The organism is Pseudomonas sp. AL03 (genome assembly GCF_029960815.1).
Classification (GTDB): domain Bacteria; phylum Pseudomonadota; class Gammaproteobacteria; order Pseudomonadales; family Pseudomonadaceae; genus Aquipseudomonas.
This window is the reverse complement of record NZ_JASBRE010000049.1, coordinates 1-20,225: the sequence shown is the minus strand read 5'-3', so window position 1 is coordinate 20,225 and position 20,225 is coordinate 1. Positions and strand designations below refer to the sequence as shown.

General features: G+C 59.3%; 11 protein-coding genes and 2 pseudogenes. 10 read left to right on the top strand and 3 right to left on the bottom strand.

Annotated features, from left to right (window positions below; genetic code table 11):
* Together QK293_RS26675 and QK293_RS26670 are read left to right on the top strand one after the other, a co-directional pair.
* A pseudogene (locus QK293_RS26675) lies at window positions 1-5,369 on the top strand (LapA family giant adhesin); the annotation flags it as partial.
* A 148-nt stretch (window positions 5,370-5,517) separates the two neighbouring features.
* Window positions 5,518-5,856, top strand: coding sequence for a tryptophan synthase subunit beta (locus tag QK293_RS26670; RefSeq protein ID WP_282383144.1), 339 nt, complete (start codon window positions 5,518-5,520; stop codon window positions 5,854-5,856).
* Window positions 5,857-6,018: 162 nt separating this feature from the next.
* Here the strand turns inward: QK293_RS26670 and lapD are convergent, their stop codons facing one another.
* The gene (lapD, locus tag QK293_RS26665) at window positions 6,019-7,965 is read right to left on the bottom strand and encodes a cyclic di-GMP receptor LapD (protein WP_282383142.1); all 1,947 of its coding nucleotides are present in this window, start codon (window positions 7,963-7,965) and stop codon (window positions 6,019-6,021) included.
* A 14-nt stretch (window positions 7,966-7,979) separates the two neighbouring features.
* Window positions 7,980-8,672 carry a cysteine protease LapG gene (lapG, locus tag QK293_RS26660; protein ID WP_282383141.1) on the bottom strand — a complete coding sequence of 231 codons (693 nt, stop codon included), beginning with the start codon at window positions 8,670-8,672 and terminating at the stop codon, window positions 7,980-7,982.
* A gap of 233 nt (window positions 8,673-8,905) precedes the next feature.
* Between lapG and QK293_RS26655 the strand changes: the two genes are divergently transcribed.
* From QK293_RS26655 to QK293_RS26635, 5 genes are all read left to right on the top strand, one after another.
* On the top strand, window positions 8,906-9,616 hold the full coding sequence (locus QK293_RS26655; RefSeq protein ID WP_282383138.1) for a GntR family transcriptional regulator: 711 nt from the start codon (window positions 8,906-8,908) through the stop codon (window positions 9,614-9,616).
* Between the two features lie 679 nt (window positions 9,617-10,295).
* Complete coding sequence (locus QK293_RS26650; RefSeq protein WP_282383135.1) at window positions 10,296-11,072, top strand: DUF3050 domain-containing protein; 777 nt, start codon at window positions 10,296-10,298, stop codon at window positions 11,070-11,072.
* Complete coding sequence (locus QK293_RS26645) at window positions 11,069-11,998, top strand: diiron oxygenase (protein WP_282383133.1); 930 nt, start codon at window positions 11,069-11,071, stop codon at window positions 11,996-11,998. The genes QK293_RS26650 and QK293_RS26645 overlap by 4 nt, the downstream gene beginning before the upstream one ends.
* Before the next feature lie 13 nt (window positions 11,999-12,011).
* Complete coding sequence (locus QK293_RS26640; RefSeq protein WP_282383130.1) at window positions 12,012-15,428, top strand: non-ribosomal peptide synthetase; 3,417 nt, start codon at window positions 12,012-12,014, stop codon at window positions 15,426-15,428.
* A 31-nt stretch (window positions 15,429-15,459) separates the two neighbouring features.
* Entirely contained in the window at window positions 15,460-15,927 is a 468-nt protein-coding gene (locus QK293_RS26635) for an SRPBCC family protein (protein ID WP_282383128.1), read from the top strand.
* A 58-nt stretch (window positions 15,928-15,985) separates the two neighbouring features.
* Here the strand turns inward: QK293_RS26635 and QK293_RS26630 are convergent, their stop codons facing one another.
* A complete protein-coding gene (locus tag QK293_RS26630) occupies window positions 15,986-17,866 on the bottom strand; it encodes a methyl-accepting chemotaxis protein (protein WP_282383126.1) in 1,881 nt (626 codons plus the stop codon).
* Between the two features lie 218 nt (window positions 17,867-18,084).
* Between QK293_RS26630 and QK293_RS26625 the strand changes: the two genes are divergently transcribed.
* From QK293_RS26625 to QK293_RS26615, 3 genes and pseudogenes are all read left to right on the top strand, one after another.
* A complete protein-coding gene (locus tag QK293_RS26625) occupies window positions 18,085-19,137 on the top strand; it encodes a FecR family protein (RefSeq protein WP_282383124.1) in 1,053 nt (350 codons plus the stop codon).
* Window positions 19,097-19,644: pseudogene (locus QK293_RS26620) on the top strand (STN domain-containing protein); the annotation flags it as partial. The gene QK293_RS26625 and the pseudogene QK293_RS26620, both read left to right, overlap by 41 nt.
* Before the next feature lie 80 nt (window positions 19,645-19,724).
* Complete coding sequence (locus QK293_RS26615) at window positions 19,725-19,859, top strand: hypothetical protein (RefSeq protein WP_282383122.1); 135 nt, start codon at window positions 19,725-19,727, stop codon at window positions 19,857-19,859.
* Window positions 19,860-20,225: the final 366 nt, after the last annotated feature.

Sequence of the window (20,225 nt, the reverse complement as noted above, 5' to 3'; positions counted from 1 at the left end):
GCGGCTCCGTCACCGTCAAGGCACCTGCCGATGACGTCTACAAAGACGCCGGCAAAGTTGAAGCGACCATCAAGAACGCCAGCGGTGGCAACTTCGAGAACCTCGTCGCCGACAAAACACCGGTTTCGACCACTGTCACCGATACAACCGACACCACCAACCTTTCGTTGACCGCGACCGGCGCCGTGGACGAAGGCGGCCAGATCACTTACACCGCGACTCTGACCAACGCTGCCGGCACTCCTGTGACCGTCACGCTGAGCAACGGCTCGGTAATCACCATCGACGCCGGCAAAACCACCGGCACCGTGACTGTCGCGGCTCCTGCCGATGACGTCTACAAAGACGCAGGTAAAGTCGAAGTAACCATTTCCACTGCAACCGGTGGCAACTTCGAGAGCTTGGTGCCGAGCAAGGTTCCAGCGGTCACCAACGTCACTGATACCATCGACACCTCGACCGTCAAACTGACCGCAACCGGCACAACCGCTGAAGGTGGCACCGTCACCTACACCGCGACTGTTGGCCAGCCAGTGACTGGCAGCCCGGTTACCGTGACTTTGGCCAATGGTCAAAACATCACCATTGATATCGGCAAAACCACCGGCACCGTGACCACTGTTGCGCCGAACGATGCGTTGACTGGTCACGCTCCGTTGACCAACTCGATTACCAACGTCACGGGCGGTAACTATGAGAACCTGGCCGCCGACAAGACGCCGGTTTCGACTACTGTCACTGACACCGTCGACACTACCAATCTGTCGCTGAGTGCAACCAACTCGGTCGCCGAGGGTGGCCAGATCACCTACACCGCGACCCTGACCAACGCCGCTGGCACTCCTGTGACCGTCACGCTGAGCAACGGCTCGGTAATCACCATCGACGCCGGCAAAACCACCGGCACCGTGACTGTCGCGGCTCCTGCCGATGACGTCTACAAAGACGCCGGCACCGTGCAGGCGACAATCACTAAAGCCACCGGCGGTACCTTCGAGAACCTGGTCACCAGCAGCACGCCTGCGGTCACCAATGTCACCGATACCATCGACACCTCGACAGTCAAACTGACCGCCACCGTTACTGCAGCTGAAGGTGGCACCGTCACCTACACCGCGACGGTCGGCCAGCCTGTGACTGGCGCGCCGGTCACCGTGACGTTGGCCAATGGTCAAAACATCACCATCGAAGTCGGCAAAACCACTGGCACCGTGACCACCCTCGCACCCAACGACGCGTTGACCGGCCACACTCCGCTGACCAACTCGATCACCAACGTCAGCGGCGGTAACTACGAAAACCTGGTCGCTGACAAAACCCCGGTCAGCACCACTGTGACTGACACCGCTGACACGACCAACCTGACTCTGAGCGCCACCAACTCGGTCGCCGAAGGTGGTTCGATCATCTACACCGCCACCCTGACCAACGCCGCCGGCACACCCGTGACCGTGACGTTGAGCAACGGCGCCGTGATCACCATCGACGCCGGCAAAACCACCGGCACCGCGACCGTCGATGCGCCGAAGGACGATGCTTACAAAGACGCTGGCTCTGTTCAGGCGAGCATCAGCACCGCGACCGGCGGCAACTTCGAGAACCTGGTCCCTAACAAAACGGCAGTCGTGACCAACCTCACCGACACCGTCGACAAGACCGAAGTCAGCATCACCGGCAGCACCTCGGTGACCGAAGGTCAGACCGCCAGCTACACCGTCAACCTGACTAACCCGGCGCAGACCGAAGTCACCCTGAAAATCGTCTACAGCGGCACCGCCGCCGACGGTTCGGACTTCGCCGGCGTGTACACCGTGAAGATTCCGGCCGGCGCGAGCAGCGCGAACTTCAACGTCGCGACCCTGGACGACAGGATCACCGAACGCACTGAAAACTTCGTGGTCAAGATCGATTCGGCCACCGGAGGCAACTTCGAAAACCTGGCAATCAGCGGTTCCAACGGCAGCGTCAGCACCTCGATCATCGACAACGATGCGCCGCCGGTGCTCGACCTGGATGCCAACAACTCCAGCGGCGCCACCGGTGCCAACTACAACGTGACGTTCACCGAAGGCACCACCGGCCAAGGCGTATCGATCGGCGACACCGACCTGACAATCACCGACCCGGACAGCACGCTGCTGACCGGCGCGACGATCGTGCTGACCAACCGTCAGGAGGGCGATGCGCTGAACCTGGGCAACAGCGTCAACGGCATCACCATCAATGCCAACAGCACGAATGGCACGGTCACGCTGACCCTGTCCGGTAGCGCGACACTTGCCGACTACATGCAGCAGATCAAGAACATCAGCTTCACCAACAGTAGTGAAAACCCGAGCAGCGTGCCGCGGATCATCACCGTGTCCGTGACGGATGGCAGCAACTACTCCAACACCGCGACCACCACCGTCAACGTAGTCGGCGTGAACGATGCACCGACTGCCGCACCGGTTAACGTCACCGGAACCGAAGACACCCCGCTGATTCTCGGCTGGTCGACCTTCGGCGTCAGCGATGTCGACAGCGCCGCCGCCAACCTGGGCGTGAAAATCACTCAACTGCCGGGCGAAGGCAAATTGCAGTTCCTGGCCACTGACGGCAAGACCTGGACCGATGTAGCGAACAACCAGACGTTCACCAAGGCTGACATCGACGCTGGCAAGTTGCGCTTCCTGCCGGATACCAACGAGTCCGGCAGCAACGGCTACAACGCCGGCCTGGGTAACAAACTGGCGGACTACGCACAGATCCAATTCCAGCCAACCGACGGCTCGCTGCTGGGCAACACCGGCACGATCAAAATCGACATCACGCCAGTGGCCGACGCGCCTTCCCTCAACGTTGCGGACAACAGCGTCAAATCCACCGGGCTGATCAAAGAAGTCTGGACCGGCCTGTCAGGCCTCGGCACCGATGGCAGCGGCGCGTCTTCGGGCACGCTGAAAAGCGTCATCGACGGCGCGGGTAAACCGAACTCCAGTGGTACGGTGACCAACGTGCAGTCCGACGGCAGCGTCGCGGCTGGCACGGCGTCGAAAACCTCCGGCCTGATCTACCTCGAAGCTGGCAAGACTTACACCTTCAGCGGCACCGGCGATGACAGCCTGTTGGTGACCATCGGCGGCAAGAACGTCGCGGCCATCACGTGGGGCGCGGGCGGCAAGCTGAACGGTTCGTTTATCCCGACCACCAGCGGTTACTACACCCTGGACATCTACCACCACAACCAGAACGGCCCGGGTAGCTATGACGTCAACCTGTCGGTCAACGGCAGTGCCGCGGTCGACCTGAGCAGCGCCGGCGTGCCGCTGTACACCGGCGTGGCGGACCTTGCCGCTTCCGGCGTGACGGTGTCCGATTTGCACGGCACCAGCGGCGAAGGCTACTACGAAGGCTACAAACTCAATGAAGCCGCGGAAGGCACCAGCGTTCACCTGTCTGCCATCAAGACGGCCCTGACGGATATCGACGGCTCCGAAAGCCTGAGCGTGAAGATCAGCGGTATTCCGGCAGGTTCGGTGCTCACTGATGGCGCCGGCCACACTTTCACCGCCAGCGCGACATCCGGCGAAGCCAACGTCACGGGCTGGAACCTCGGCTCCCTCACCGTCACTCCGCCGCCGTACTACAACGGCCAGTTCAACCTGACCGTAACCTCGACCTCCACCGAATCGCTTGGTGGTTCGGCGCAAAGCACCGCGACGATCCCGGTCACGGTTTACCCGGCGGTCTACAACGCCGTCACCGCCACGGCGGCTGACGACACCATCAGCGGCACTGACGGCAACGACATCATGGTCGCCGACATCGGCGGGCTGACCGTGGTGCCGGGCACCAACTACAACATTGCGTTCATGGTCGACAGCTCGGGCAGTATGAGCCCGTCGTCGGTCAGCTCAGCCAAGGACTCGCTGACCTCGGTGTTCAACACCCTCAAACAGAGCATGGGCGGCAATTCGGGAACGGTGAACATCTTCCTGGCGGACTTTGATAACCAGGTCAACAAGTCGGTGTCGGTCAACCTGAACGATCCGAATGCCCTGATCCTGCTCAAAGCGGTACTGGATTCGATGGCTTCCGGCGGCGGTACCAACTACGAGGACGTGTTCAAAACCACGGCCAACTGGTTCCAGAGCGCCGATGCCGTTGCCAACAAGGGCGCGACGAACCTCACGTACTTCATCACCGACGGCAAACCGACTTACTACCAGAGTGATGAATCGACCAACCCGAATCTGTATAACGGCGCCAAACTCGACAGCGTAATCACCACCAGCAACTACCAGTTGGGCAAAGCGATCAGCCTGTACCCGGACAGCAACCACCAGATCGATATCACCGCTTCGGGCAACGTCACAGTCTGGACCAAGTCCGGCGACGGCTGGTCAAATAAAGATTTCGGCACACTGCACGCCCAAGGCGATGGTACGTATGAGTTCTCGTCCCGCGGTGGCAACGGCAGCAGCACCGGCTCCAGCGCCATCGACAACTCCACCGACAGCTTCGCGCTGCTGAGCAAGGTCTCGACGGTAGAAGCCATCGGCATAAATAAAGACGTCACCCTTGCCGATCTGAAGCCGTACGACTCGGATAAAACACCGCAAACCAACATCGACCCGAAAGACCTGGCCAACTCGATCATCGGGCACACCGAAGCGACGATGCCTGGCGCCGACACGGTCAATGGTGGCGACGGCAACGACATCCTGTTCGGCGACCTGGTGAGCTTCAACGGCGTCGCCGGCGAGGGTTATCAGGCCCTGCAAGCGTTCGTCGCCCAGCAAACCGGCGTAGATGTCAGCAAAGTCACCACCAGCAACGTGCACCAGTTCATCACCGAGCACTACACCGCGTTCGATATGTCGGGGGCGCATGACGGTAATGACTCGCTGCTGGGCGGTGCCGGCAATGACATTCTCTTCGGCCAGGGTGGCAACGACCTCCTCGACGCCGGCAAGGGCAATGACATCCTGCTCGGTGGTTCGGGTAACGACTCGCTGATGGGCGGCCAGGGCAACGATATTCTGATTGGTGGTTCGGGCGCCGACACCTTCGTCTGGAAGGCTGGCGACACCGGCAGCGACGTGATCAAGGACTTCAAGGCCAGTGAAGGTGATCGTATCGACTTGCGCGATCTGCTGCAGGGCGAAACCGGCAGCACCATCGACAACTTCCTGAAGATCACCACCGTGGACGGCGTTTCGTCCCTGCAAGTCAGCTCCGCCGGCAAGTTCAACGGCGCCGACGCCGCAGCCGCGGCACCGGATGTGACGATCAAACTGGAAGGCAACAACTGGTCCACCGCCAACATTCACTCGTTGATTGCCGGCAGTGACCCAACCATCAAGATCGATCACAACAACAGCTGATCCAACGAAAAACGGCCGCCTTTATGGGGCGGCCGTCAGTTTTGCGCCCATCAACCCGGTGACGATTTCGTCGCCGCACCGCATACTCGCGTCCAGTTGGCCTATGCTGCTGACAGCATGACGCTGGTCCATTTCCGAGGGATGCTCAATGTTCTACGTGCAACGCGATGCGCAAGGTCAGTTAGTGCGCGTGGAAGCTGCGGCCTACGCCGAGGCCACGGAAACGCTGCCGGCCGACCACCATGAAATCCAGGACTGGTACGCCAACGAGGTAGTGGAAACCAGCCTCAAACAGCTCAAGCAGAGCGACCTGGAAATGATCCGGGTACTCGACGACTTGATTCAAGTGTTAACCAGTAAAGGCGTGATCCGCGTCACCGACCTGCCGGCCGCCGCCCAGGCCAAGCTGATGGACCGGTCACATGCCCGTGAAGCGTTGGGTGGGTTGAGCCATTTGATCGACGATGACGAGACGGGGTTGATCTAGGCAATCAGACTTTCTGACGCTGATCGTTCCCACGCGCCGCAAAGGAATGCCTCAAGGGACGCTCCGCGTTCCGGCCTCACCGCTGATGTTGCGCCTGACACTGTTGTGACGCAGAGCGTTACGGGCTGCATTCCCACTCAAAGCGTGGGAATGATCAGTGGGTTAGCGCCAAGGCTTCGGCTCACCAAACAACTGCCCCTGAACCCCATACAACCCCATCTCACGAATCACCATCAACTCCCCTTCTGTCTCGACCCGCTCGGCAATCAACGGCAGATCAATGCTATGCGCCGCCCGCTGAATCGCCTCAATAAACAATCGCTTGTCACCTTCCTGATCAATCGCCCGAATGTAACTGCCATCAATCTTCAAATACGCCAACCCAAGCCGCGCCAAGTTGCCGATCATGCTGAAACGCCCGCCAAAGCGTTGCAGGCTCAGGGAGAACCCGAGTTCGTGCAGACGTCGCGTCAGTTCTTCCAGCATGGCTTGATCCGGCAGCTGCTCCTCGCCGATTTCCAGGGTCAATCGCTCCCCCAGATTCGAATGCTGACGCAGGATTTCAAAGGCTTTACTCAACGCCTGCGGGTCGGCCAACGTCGCTGAAGACAGGTTCAGTGCCAGCGACTCTTCATGGTTGGCCATCTGCTCAAGCACCAGCTCCAACATCAGCCGGTCCAACCGCGCGGTCCAGCCAAAGCGCTCGAGCCACGGCAGGAAGCGCCCGGCGGGGATGGTCTTGCCCTCGTCGTCGATCAGACGCGACAGCACCTTGTAATGCAGCACCAACTGCGTGTCCTGGGCGGCCACGACCGGTTGGAAATACAGTTCGAAACGCTTCTGATCCAACGCCTGATCCAGCAAGTTGTGCCAGGCATGATGGTCATCACCGACGCTGGCCGAGGCGCTGTGATCGAGGCACGCCCAGCTCGGTTCACCCTGGCTTTCCGCCTGAGCCAACGCCTGATCGCCCAGCCCAAGCACGGCTTGCGGCAAGTCACCATAAACAAACGGCGCCAGCCCGATCGAGGCCACCGAGGCGACATCGGTGGCGCCCGTCGCGTGCAGACTCGCCAGCGCACTGTCGAGGTTCTGCGCCAGTTGCAGCGCTTCTTCGCGCACCAGCCCCGGCGCCAGCACGGCGAACTCACCGCCGCGAATCCGCGTCACGAGGTTCAGGGTTTCCGGGTACTTGGCACACTCGCGGGACAGCTGCTCACCTACCGCAATCAACAGCTGGTCGGTGCGTTGACCGCCCAACCGCTGGTTCAACCCGGCCAGGTCCTTGACCCGCAACAACAGCAGATAACCGGAACTCGCCTGCTCCGGATTGCTCACCCGGGCGTTCAACTGCATTTCGAAATAGCGACGGTTGGCCAGGCCGGTCAGGTTGTCTTGATAGGATTCGACCCGCAGTTTTTCACTACGCACGGCCTGCTCCTGAAACAACGCCTTGAGCTTCTCGACCATCTGATTCATGGCCTGCACCACGCGGCGCAGTTCGGGTGTGCGCGGCAGTTCCGGCAGGCTGAGGAACTCGCGGCGAGCAATGGCGTGGGATTGCTTAACCATGTAATCCAGCGGCTTCAGTTGCCGGCGCAACAACAGCGCGCCCAGCACCGCACTCACCGCACCGCAGATCAGCAACCAGCCAAGACTGCCCAGCGCGCTCTGCCAGAGTTTGGCCAACGCGAACATCGGATGGCTGACCACCTCGACCCGCGCCGCCTGCTCCCAGCCACGACTGACAATCGCGTCGCCACCGGCCGGTTCCAGGCCGATCAGTTTGACGAACCAGTCCGGCACATTGTTCATCGCAGGGATACCGCTGCGCTCGACGATGGTCTGATCGGTCTTGAGATCGACCACACGGATGCTCGCGTAATAACCGCTGTCGAAGATTGAACTGACCAGCAACTCGACCATTGCCGGGTCGTCGATGTTCGGCGTCAGGGACAGTGCCAATGCGGTCGCGGCGTCCTGGGCGTGGGAGCGCAACTGGTTGACGTACTGGGTGCGCGAGCTTTCCAGGCTGACCATGAAGCTGCCGGTGAAGGCAATCACCAGGAACAGACAGATAGCGATCAACAGCTGTTTGAACAAAGACATCTGAGCGCGTGCTCCTAGTTAGTCGTCTCGACCGGGAAACCTTCGGCCTGCATTTTTTTCAGCACATCCTGCCAACGAGACAGGCGCTTGGTATCACCGACTTTCTTGTTGCCCTTGGCGCCCGGCAACCACAACCCTTCCGCATTAAAAGAGTAGACCGGCAGCAAATCGGTTCGTTGGCTGGCCGGTTTGATCGCGTCGATCAAGCTGTCGAGTACCAGCGGCATGGCCTCAGCGCTTGAGTAGTAGGTCAACACCATGTGCGCCCGATTCAGGCGCAAAGCCTTGACGTACGTAATGCGCAGCTTGTCACTGGAAACGCCGAGATGGCGCAGGCTGAAATACTTGGCGATCGCGTAATCTTCGCAATCGCCGGCGCCCTTCCACAGGGCCTCGATGGGCGTTTCCCAATAATCGACCTCGTGCCACAGGTCGATGTCTTCCTCATAGCGCATCTGCTTGTTGAAGAATTGGTTGACCACTTTAAGCTGTTCGAGCTCGTTGACCTGCTTTTGCGTAGCCAATAAGTACTGCCAGGCATCAATGCGTTGCTGCCCTTCGCCCAATGGCCCGTACAATGCCTGCGCGCGACGGCTGATCAGCGAAAAATCCCAATCGGCATGCAGCCCGCCCAGCATAACGCCGGCCAGCAGCAACGCGCAGCACAGCCAGCGCAAAGTCCGAGGGATCGCGAAACATACCGCCAATGCGAGGCATCCAGGTCAGGCAGGTGGGAAAGCGTTTGATGGTGCAGGTTAGCCCGGTAAAAGACAATGGCACGGTGAGATCACCGGTGGCGCGCTAGACTTTGTATGGCAGGTGTCATTAAAAACACCGTGGCCACGTCAGGCTGTGACCTTGTGTGCGTTTGACAACCTGTCAGGCAGTCACTAGTGTCTTCTTGGATCCAAATTTTTTCAGTCAAACAGGGTGCGTAGTTGTGACACAGAAGCCCAATCCTCTTAACAGCATCAAGGTCAACGGGCCGATTCCGGCTCATCTGGCACGCTCGGTGATCGAAGAAACCCTGCGTTCGGCCATTCTCGACGGTCGCATTCCCTGCGGCACAGCCCTGCGTCAGCAAGATTTGGCCGATCTTTTCGGTGTCAGCCGCATGCCGGTGCGCGAAGCGTTGCGCCAGCTCGAAGCCCAGGCGCTGCTTAACGTAATCGCCCATAAAGGTGCTGTGGTTGCACCGCTGGTTCAGGGCGATGCCGTGGAAACCTATGCACTGCGGATCCTGCTGGAATCCGAAGCGCTGCGCCTGTCGATTCCGTTGCTTGAGAAGGAAGACTTCGAACAGGCTGCCCGTCATATCGACGACCTGGAAACGGAACACAATTACACCGAGATCGGCCGGTTCAACCGGCTCTTCCACATGTCGCTGTACAGCAAGGCGCCGAACGGGCGGCTGTTGAGGCTGGTGGAAGACGGATTGAACGAAGAGGAGCGCTTCCTGCGCTTCAACCTGGAAGCCATGGGCCTGGGCAAACTGTCCCAGGAAGATCACCGGGCGCTTTTGCAGGCCGTAGAAGACCGAGACGTCGAACGCTCGGTGAAGCTGCTCGAGCATCACCTCAACCGGGGCGTCGAGGTCATCACACGCTACCTCAACAGCCCTGAAGCACTGAACAAAAAAACCTCCCGGTAAAAAACGACGGCAAGCCTGAGCGAGCAGATCGAACTGCTCGTTTTCGCTTGTCGCGACTGCGCTGCGCCCCTCTCCAAAGCCCTGCCCTCGATTGCCCCCTCTGAAGATCAATATTTACCCCGCGTAGATGACGCGTCGGTGATAGCGGCTGCTGTGAATTACGCTCACTCTTGGCCGGTCAACGAATAATGAACGGGCGACGCATCGCGCGAGCGGAGCAGGCCCCGCACCAAGAACCTACGGAAGGAGTCTTGCCACGGGAAAGGAAGAACCGGCGTTGATCCCAGTCAACTTCCGCCCCCTCAATTTACTTCAACGATTCAGTTAGAAAGTTGCTTCGAGTGAGGCATTCACTCTTCATTTGAATTCTGACTTATATAAGCCGGAAGGAGTAACCACACCCAAATAAAACTCAAACTAAAAGTCTTATTGGAACTTGTCGCGCGCAAGAAAGTTAAACTTTAAAATAGTGAAAAAATAACTTGCCCGACACTTTATTACTGTATTAGTTTTTCTCCGCCGCCCTGAACACTGGGGCCGGGCCGTCACTTAACGACTTATTGCAACTCACTATATCAACTCTCTTGAGGCCTCCGCTCGCCAACAGAAACTCACAACCAACTATCGCTTATTTATCAAACGCTCCCACGGTATTTCCAGCTCACTTATAGGCCCGCCCATGAAACCGACTAAAGACCGTCTCAACCAGAAGAAAGCAGAACTTAGCGCTCATCCAATCTTTTCCGAAATCAACTCACTTGCGGTTTTGCAACGCTTCATGGAAACCCATGTGTTTGCAGTATGGGATTTCATGTCACTGACCAAACGCCTGCAGCAGGAACTGACCTGCGTTCAGCTGCCCTGGCTGCCACCGCGAGATCCGCAGGCAGCGCGCTTGATCAACGAGATCGTGCTGGGCGAAGAGTCCGATGATCGTCCGACTCAAGGTCACTACAGCCATTTCGAGTTGTACCTGGATGCGATGCGCGAAGTCGGTGCGAGCACAGTCGCGGTCGAGCGCTTCGTGACACTGCAAAAGGAAGGGGTGAGCTATGACGTGGCGCTGCAAAGTGTGGACGTTGACCCGGCCGCCGCACAGTTCGTGCGTCATACCTTGCACATCGCGCTGCATGCGCCTGGTCATAGCGTTGCGGCGGTATTCCTGCATGGCCGGGAAAGTGTGATTCCGCAGATGTTCCAACGAATTCTCGATGATTGGGGCATTGGTCTGGATCAAGCGCCGACCTTTCGTTACTACCTTGAGCGCCACATCGAAGTCGACTCCGAAGACCATGGCCCGGCGGCGGAAAAACTTCTCGCCCGGCTGGTCGATGGCGATCCGCAACGCGAAGAAGACGTCTATGCCAGCGCCATCGCCGCTGTGGAAAGCCGCATCGCCTTGTGGGACGGCCTGCGTCTGAGCATGAGCGAACCTGTTGCTGAGGTGATCGCATGAATGCCGCCGACTACCAATCCTTCGCCGATGCCTGGGAAAGCCGCGCGACCATCCGTACCCGCCCCCGGCGCGTACTGGAGAACGACGACAAGCTGATCTACCCGTTGAGCCGCCAACCGTTAGTGCTGAGCGAAACCTTCCTGCGCGAATGCCCGGAGCAGCGCGACTTTGCACTGGTGCAGACGCTCTACAAATTCATCAACGACGTGGTGATTTTCGAAACCGAAATCGTCGACAAGACTGCCCGCAGCATCGCCAAGAATCGCTTCGCCGTGGCCTTCCCGTTCGCCTGCCGCTACGACGCCATGACCGTGGTGGTGGACGAGGACTACCACGCGCTGGTGGCGATGGATTTCATGCAACAGACCGTCGCCATGACCGGCATCACGCCCATCGACCTGCCGGATGAAATCGAACTGAGCCGAGCCATTCCAGCGGCCGTGGCGCTTGCCCCGGAACACCTGCGCAGCGCCGTGGAATTAATCTGCGTGGCCATCGCCGAGAACACCGTGACCGGCGATGTCGCGGCGTTCGCCAAGGACGACACGGTCAAGCAGTCGATCAAGGGCCTGATGGCCGACCACTTGCTCGACGAAGGTCGCCACTCCGGGTTCTGGGCGCGGCTGGTGCGCATCTACTGGCACACCGCGAGCGAAGACGACCGCCGATGCATCGCGCACATCCTGCCGATATTCATTGGCCATTACCTGACCAACGACATTCAGAAGTCGTTCGACTTCCGGCTGATCGAGTCCTTGAAGATCAGCGATGCCGCGCGCCACGCACTCAAGAGCGAAGTGTCGGGACTGGCCTTCCCGATCAATCGCCATCACCCATTGGTCGCCAACATCGTGCGGTTTTTCCGCAGCAGTTCGCTGCTCGATTCGCCGTGCGTGCAAGACGCCCTCAGCGATTACCTGGTTTAACGAGGAGCACATCATGAGACGTCTCGACATTCTGCTCATTGGACACAGCCAAGCCCTGACCGACCTGGCGCTGGAACTTGAACAACACGGTCATTCTCTGGTGCGCCTGACTACCGTCGACAAGCAGCCGTTGGGTAACGCTGATTTGCTGATCGACGACGCCAGCCTGCCTGTTCAAGACGTCGGCGATGCGCCGCGACTGACGCTGCAACTGGGTATCGGTGAGCCTGGGGTTTCTGGCCTGCCGCCGCTGGACTTGCTGTGCACCTACGGTTCGACGCTGTTCACTCGCGTGCCGATCACCGACGAACCTTCGGGCAACGGCCAGGCATTGCGCCTGCGGGCAGTGGAGGAACTGGTCAATCACGTGGCGCTGCTGGTCAGCCGTTACTCTCGCGATACCGACTATTTTCGGCAGACCGACTCTGCGGTTCCCGCTCACTTTGAGCACGTGGAAAACCTGCTTTATTTGGAGAGCCTCGCGTTTTTCCATCGGCTCAATATCACGGCTGCACCCGCGCTGCTGGAACTCAGCCAGATCCCGATGATTGAGCGCCTTGAGCAGCGCTTCATCCAGTGTGCCGAACGACCCGCGCTGAACATTGCCGGCACGTCCCTCAGCTATCAGCATTTGCACGCCCACAGCCGTGCGATCCAGCAGCGATTGCTGCCGTTGCTCGCTCGGCATCAGGGGCCATTGGTGGTCGGGATCTGCCTGCCAAAATGCAGCGCGTTGTATGCGGGAATTCTGGCGATTCTCGGCAGCGGCGCGGTGTATTTGCCGCTGGAGCCGAGCCATCCCCTGCAACGCCAGCAGTACATTCTGGAAAACGCCGGGGCCGTGTTGTTGCTGCATGACGGTGAACATCCGCTCGCTGCGCAAATGCCGGGACTCGACATCAGTAGCATCGACATCGATGACCTGGATCTCGATCAACCTTTGATGCGCCAACGACCCGATCTAGATGCGCCGTGCATGGCGCTCTACACCTCGGGCACCACCGGCCATCCCAAAGGCGTGTTGCTCAGCCAGACCAACCTCGCCCATTTCACCGCGTGGTACGCCGACTACGTGCAGCTGACCAAGCAGAGTCGGGTGCTGCAGTTTTCGTCGTTGAGTTTCGACTCATCGCTGATCGATATCTTCCCGACCCTGCTCCAGGGCGCCGAGCTGATCGTGCCCGACGACGATCAGCGCCGCGATCCGTTGCAACTGGTCGAGCTGATCCGCCATCAGCATCTGAGTCACGCCTTTTTGCCGCCGGCGTTGTTGAGCATTCTGCCGCTGGATCAATTGCAATGCCTCGATCACGTGATGACCGGCGGCGATGTCTGCGAACCCTACGTCATCGAGCAGCTCACCCGTCAGGGCAACCTCTACAACCTCTATGGCCCGACCGAAGCGACGGTGTTGATCACCGCGCGGCAACTGCGCCCCGGCGACAGCAACCGCACCCTCGGCGCGCCTATCGCCAACAGTCAGGTGCTGATTCTCGATGAGGATTTTCAACCGGTCGCCGAGCAAACCGTCGGTGAGTTGTACATCGTCGGCCCGGGTGTGTGCCTGGGTTACCTGAACAATCCGCAGCAGACCGCCGAACGTTATCTGAACCTGAGCCTGCCGAATGACCGGAGCCTGCGCGCCTACCGCACCGGCGACATGGCGAAGTGGACTCGTGACGGCATTGAGCTGTGCGGACGGCGCGACAACCAGGTGAAGATTCGCGGCTTTCGCGTCGAGCCGGAAGAGATCGAACGCTGCCTGCGCGACAGTCAGCTGTACCGCCAGGTGGCGGTGGTCATCGACAGCCATCGACGGATTCTGGCCTTCCTCGCCCAGCCTCAGGAGGATCAACCCGGCACCGCTCGCGAAGCGCTGAAAGCTCACTCGATGCAGTTTCTGCCGGATTACATGCAGCCCACAGCGTGGACCGAACTGCCGAGCATGCCGTTTGCCAGCAACGGCAAGGTCGACCGCAAGGCGCTGCTGGCGATGCCCGTGAATGTCTCCGAAAACACGCTGCGGAGCTTGCCCGCCAGTGCCGATGAGGCGCTGTTGTTGGAGATCTGGGCCGAGCTGCTGGAGCTGCCGGCCAGCGATATTTCCACCGACGAAAGCTTCTTCAACCTGGGCGGCCACTCGATCCTGCTCTCGCGCATGCTTTTGCGTTTGCGGGAAGCGTTCGGTCGCAGCATCTCGATCAACCGCTTCATCGAATTGCCGACCATCGCCAAGCTGGCGACCTTGGTGCGTGGCTCCGGCACCGAAGAAGTGCTGAGCGAAAAGGCCTTGGCCGATGCCTTCCGCGAACTGGATATCCAGCCGTTGCCAGTCAACCGCATGGGCGATGTGCACAAGGTGATCGTTACCGGCGCCAACAGCTTTGTCGGCGTGCACATTGTCGAAGCATTACTCGCCTGGGGCGCCAGCGAAGTCGCCTGCCTGGTGCGCGATGGCGGTGGGCAATCGGCGGTCGAGCGTTTTGCCCATGCGCTGCGAGAAAACCGCCTGGAGCATCTGGACCTGAGTCGGGTGCGGGTTTATGCGGCGGACATTACGCGTCCGTCATTGGGGCTCGAAGCGGATGTTTACGAGCGACTGGATCGGCAGTTCGGTGCGTTGGTGCACAACGCCGCCAACGTCAATCACGTACTCGATTACGAGTCGCTGGCGCGGGATAACGTCGAGCCGATTTTCGAGTGCCTTCGGTTGTGTGAAGGGCGCAGCAAAAAGATCTTCAATTTTGTCTCCACGCTCTCGGCGTCCAGCACGATTGCCGCCGATGGCCGGGTGCTGGAATTGCCTGCCGCGCAGACGCCACCGATCTACATCAAGAACGGCTACAACCTGTCCAAATGGGTGGGTGAGCGGATCCTCGAACGGGCTCGCGAGCGTGGCGTACGGGTCAATCTTTATCGCCCCGGCAACATCAGTTTCAACAGCCTCACGGGTGTCTGCCAGCCTCACAAGAATCGCTTGATGCTGATGCTCAAAGGCTCGATCCAGCTCGGCCAGGTGCCGGAGTTCGCGCTGAATTTCGACCTGATGCCGGTGGACTTTCTCGCCCGGTTCATCGCCTTCCATGCCAGCCGTTATTCACCCGAAAAAGCGGTGTTCAACCTGCACAACCCCGAGCCTCTGAGCTGGGACAGCTACGTCGCGTCATTTCGTGAGGCCGGTCGGGAGTTTTCCATGGTCAGCATCGCTGACTGGCAGCAGCAACTGGGTCGGGTCGACAGCGACAACGCTTTGTTCGGCGTGCTTGGTTTCTACCTCAATGGCTTCGAGGAAGACATCGGCGACATCTCAATGATCGGCCACGCCAACGCCCAGGCGGGCGTGCGGCAGATGGGCGCGCATTACCCGGAAAAATCCCCGGCGCTGCTGCGGCGCGGCTGCGACTACCTCAAAGAAATCAACTTCATCTGATTCAACCCAACCCCAAGAATGGAGCAAGACCATGAGCACTCTACAACCCGATACCCTGATCAAAAATCCTCAAGGCTGCCACGTGGTGTCCTCGGTGGAAGTGCCGGCCGATGCCGAGAAAGTCTGGGCAGTGGTCGGTAACTTTGCCGGCTTCGATCAATTCATTCCGGCGCTGTCGCACATCGAAATGACCGGCGAAGGCGTGTCGTCCCTGCGCAAGAAATTCTTCAAGGACGGCAACTTGGTGGTCGAGCAACTTAACTCGCGGGATGACCAGGCATTGAACATGACGTGGACCACGATTTACAACACGTTGGGCGTGGCCAATTTGTGGGCGGCGATGAGTGTCCAACCGCTGGATGCGGGTAAGTCGCGGGCGACTTGGACCATCATCGCCGAACCCGCACAGGGCGGTGCCGAGGCGTTGCCGGGGTTCAAGGATTTCGTCCAGGGTTTTGCCGATGATGCGATGAACAATGTGCTGAAGCGGTTTGCGTAAGGCATAAGAAAGCCCGCTGCGGATCACTCCACAGCGGGCTCTTTTTTACATCGTTTGATCAGATCTTGAAGCTATCAACCAACTGCTTCAACCGGTTTGCCTGCAGGGACAACGCATCGCAATCCTTCAACGTTTCATTGAGGTTGGCCACGCTCTGCTGGTTCAGCAGGTTGATCTGGTTAACGTCGACGTTGAGGGTTTCCACGACCGCCGTCTGCTCTTCGGTCGCGGCGGCCACCGACTGGTTCATGCCGTCGATTTCGCCGATGCGCTGGGTCACGCTGACCAATCGCAAGCCTGCCTGGTTCGCCACTTCAACGCTCTGTTCGCTGGAGACCTGACTGGCGTTCATGGTCGTCACCGCTTCGCGAGAACCGATCTGCAGCGAGGTGATCATCTTGTGGATCTCTTCCGCCGATTCCTGGGTACGGTGAGCGAGGTTACGCACCTCGTCCGCCACCACCGCAAAACCACGACCGGCTTCACCGGCACGGGCCGCTTCGATGGCCGCGTTGAGCGCAAGCAAGTTGGTCTGCTGGGAGATGCCTTTGATCACATCCAGAATGTGCCCGATGTTGTCGGTGCTGGCATTCAGGGTTTCGATTTGCGTGCAGGACAGGCTGATTTTCTGCGACAACTCGGTCATCGCCAGAATGGTTTTCTCCACCACCTGACGACCATCATCGGCCTGCTCGCTCGCGCCGCTGGCGTGCTGGGAAGCATCGGCGGCGTTGCGGGCGATTTCCTGGGTGGCGGCGCCCAACTGGTTGATCGCCGCGGCCACGCTGTTGGTGCGGGCGCTTTGTTCGTCGGAGCCGACGATCGAAGCGTTGGACGAAGCCATCACCCGTTGCGACAGGTCGTGAACCTGGCGGGTGGCCGACGACACTTCGGAAATCGACGCGTGAATTCGCTCCACGAACTGGTTGAACGAACCGCCCAGCTCACCGAACTCGTCTTTGCTTTCCACGGCCAAGCGACGGGTCAAGTCGCCTTCGCCTTGAGCGATGTCCTGCATCGCACGACCCATGGTGGTCAGCGGACGCATCAGCACGTTGATCAGCAGGCTCAGCAGCACGGCAATGGCCGTCACGGCGATGAACATCGCGATCAGCGCAGAAGTACGGAACTGGCTGAGTGGTGCGTAGGCCTTGTCCTTGTCGATCGACAGACCGATGTACCACTCGGCATTGGGCAAACCACTGACCGGCGTGAACGAAAGGATACGGTCCTGCTTGTTCAGGGTGACTTCCTGATTGCCCTTCTCGATGCGCACGCCGGCGTTCGGGTAGATGTCCTTCAGGTTTTTCATCACCTGGTCTTTGTCCGGGCTGACGATCACCTGACCGTCGGCGCTGACCAGGAATGCGTGGCCGATGCCACCGAAATCCACCGAGTTGATGATCTTCACCAGTGTTTCCAGGCTCAGGTCACCACCGACCACACCGAGCAACTCGCCGTTCTTTTTCACCGGCAGGGCGATGGTCACCACCAGGCCACCGACGGCGGCCATGTAAGGCGGAGTCAGCATAGTCTTGTCGGCAGCCACGGCCTGTTTGTACCAGGGACGCTGACGCGGGTCGTAACCGTCAGGCATCTTCGCGTCCGGGCGCTGAGTAAACACGCCGTTGGCCTGACCCACGTAGGTGAACTGGAAGTTCGAGGTCAGGGCCGGTTGATTGACCAGCCCTGGGAGGTCGGCATTGGTGCCTTGATGAGCGACGTTCTGCGCGAGGTTTTCCAGCACCAGCACGCGGCCGCTCATCCAGTTCTGCACGCTGCTGGCGGTCAGATCGCCGGCCTGCTGGACGCTCGATTCAAGGTTTTGACGGATGGTGTTTCGCTGCAGATAGTCGTTGTACAAAGTGAACAACGCAAAAGCCAGCACCACGACGCCGGAGGCGGCCAGAAGGATTTTATGGCTGAATTTGAGATTCATTTCATGGGACTTCTTATGCAAAAAGTGGGGATGCGTTCCGGGTTGCAACATTCCATGTAACAGCGCAGGCAGGGCTCTGGGGCCGCTCTACTTTGGTGCACGCATGTCTCATCAGGCTGTCGGCACAAACCGGAGAAAACTTAGGCGTTTGTACGAAATGGTCGACATTCCTGTCAGATACCCGCCGAACGGCGTGCCAGAGCGTCTGATCAGCCTTTTTGGATAACTCGTCGCTGAGTCGGCACGGTGAACCGCACCAGCAGGTGGTCAAACAAGCCATCCATTGGCTGCTGCGTCTGCGTAACAACTCGACCAATTCCAGGCTACGTCAGCAATGCGATGTCTGGCGGGCCGAACATCATGAGCACGAACTTGCCTGGCAACGAGTGCAGTCGCTGCAAGCCGAGTTGAGCAGTAACCTGCGGGCTGTGCCCGGTGCTCAAGTGGCCTTCAATACGTTGGAAAACAGCGCCCAGGGACTGGGACGACGCCAAGCCTTGAAGCTGCTGTCGGGTGCGTTGCTGATAGGGTCGGCGGCGTGGCTGAGCAAAGATGCGGGCTGGCAACAGTGGACCGCCGATTTCGCCACCGCCACCGGCGAACGGCGCGGTTTCCAATTGCCCGACGGCACACGACTGGAACTCAACACCGCCAGTGCAGTGGATCTGGATTACAACGCGCAGCAGCGGCTGATCAAACTGACTCGCGGCGAGATCATCGTGACGTGCGGCGGGATCGACGAAGGATCTTCGTTTGATCGACCGCTTCGGGTGCAAAGTCGCCACGGTGTTTATGAAGACGTTGGGGCACGTTTTATCCTGCGTCAGGAGAGCGATTGCACGCGACTTAGTGTTACCGCTGGCAGGGTCGTCATCCATTCGCCGCTTGCCGCCGATGGCATGCCGACTCAGGTGCAGGCAGGGCAGAGCTATCTGGTCGATCGCCACCAGGCGAGGTTAGCGACACCTCTGAACAGGGATGTTGGTGCCTGGGTTGACGGGTTGATCGTTACCCGCAACATGCGGTTGGGGGATTTTCTTAATGAAGTCGGACGCTATCGCCACGGATATCTGACGTGCTCAACGGACATTGTGGACTTGCGGCTGTCCGGTGTTTTCCGCTTGGAGAACACCGACACGTTGCTGGCCATCCTGCCGCAAACCCTGCCGGTGCAACTGCGTTATCGCACTCGCTGGTGGGTGACACTGGAGCGACAGGCCTGGATTATTTTTGGCGGGTTGCGCGGGCAAGTCCGGCTTAGTCACCAGTAAGCACCCTCTTCATTTCGCTGCCGATTCAGACGTCCTGCGCTGCGCTGCTTTCTACTGCACTGAGTTCTCGGCGTGTTGGCGACACTGGGCGTAGCGGCAGAGGGCAGCGAGGGCAGCGAGGTCAGCGAGGTCAGCAGCCACCGCTACGACATTGCCGCGGGTCCATTGAGCGATGTACTCAACCAGTTTGCGCGTAAGGCGGGCATTACCTTGTCTATGACGCCTTAGCAAACCGGGGGCCTTCAGTCACCGGGCGTACAGGGCGAGTATTCGGCAGATCAGGCACTGCGTCGTTTGCTCAGCGGTTCGGGTTTGGAGGCCGTGAGTCAGGATGGCAACAGCTATGTACTGCGCCCGGTCGCCGAAACCGAAGCGCTGGCATTGCCCACTACCGACATCAAAGGCTTTGCTCTCGGTAACGCACTGGGCAGCATGGATGGCTCCAACGCGATGCATGGCCAGATCTCCACCAAGACCAGTACTGTGCTGCTGGAAACCAGGAAAACCTGGCTACCAAACTACCGCAGGGAAACTTCTACCGCGCCGTTGGTGCTGTCCGCTCCCAAGGCCTGGAACTGGAAGCACACATGCGGCTGACCGACAACCTTAAAGTACTCGGCAGCTACACCTTCATCGACATCGAGTACTCGAAGCCGATGATCAGCACCTTGAACTATCGCTCGCCGAGGGAGTTCAGGCGCTTGGCGGCAGCATCAATTTAACAGGGAGTTGGTGTCCGGTTTGGTAGGGGCAAGTCCAGCTTGAATGCGAACAACCTGACGAATGAGTCCTACGTGATCCCCTGTGCCAACCTGAACTTCTGCTACCTGGGCGAGGAACGCAATGTCGCCGCCACGGTAAGCTACCAGTTCTAAGTACTCCTCAAAAAATGAAGCCAGCACCCGATTCCAGGGACTGGCTTTGTCATCTCGTCGGGAACATTCCATTGGTTTGGATATGGTGTCACTGAGCGTTTAGGGGCCCATAACGACAAAACCCCTGTCTGTGTTAGCAGACAGGGGTTTCGGAATTCAATCTTGACGATGACCTACTCTCACATGGGGAAACCCCACACTACCATCGGCGAT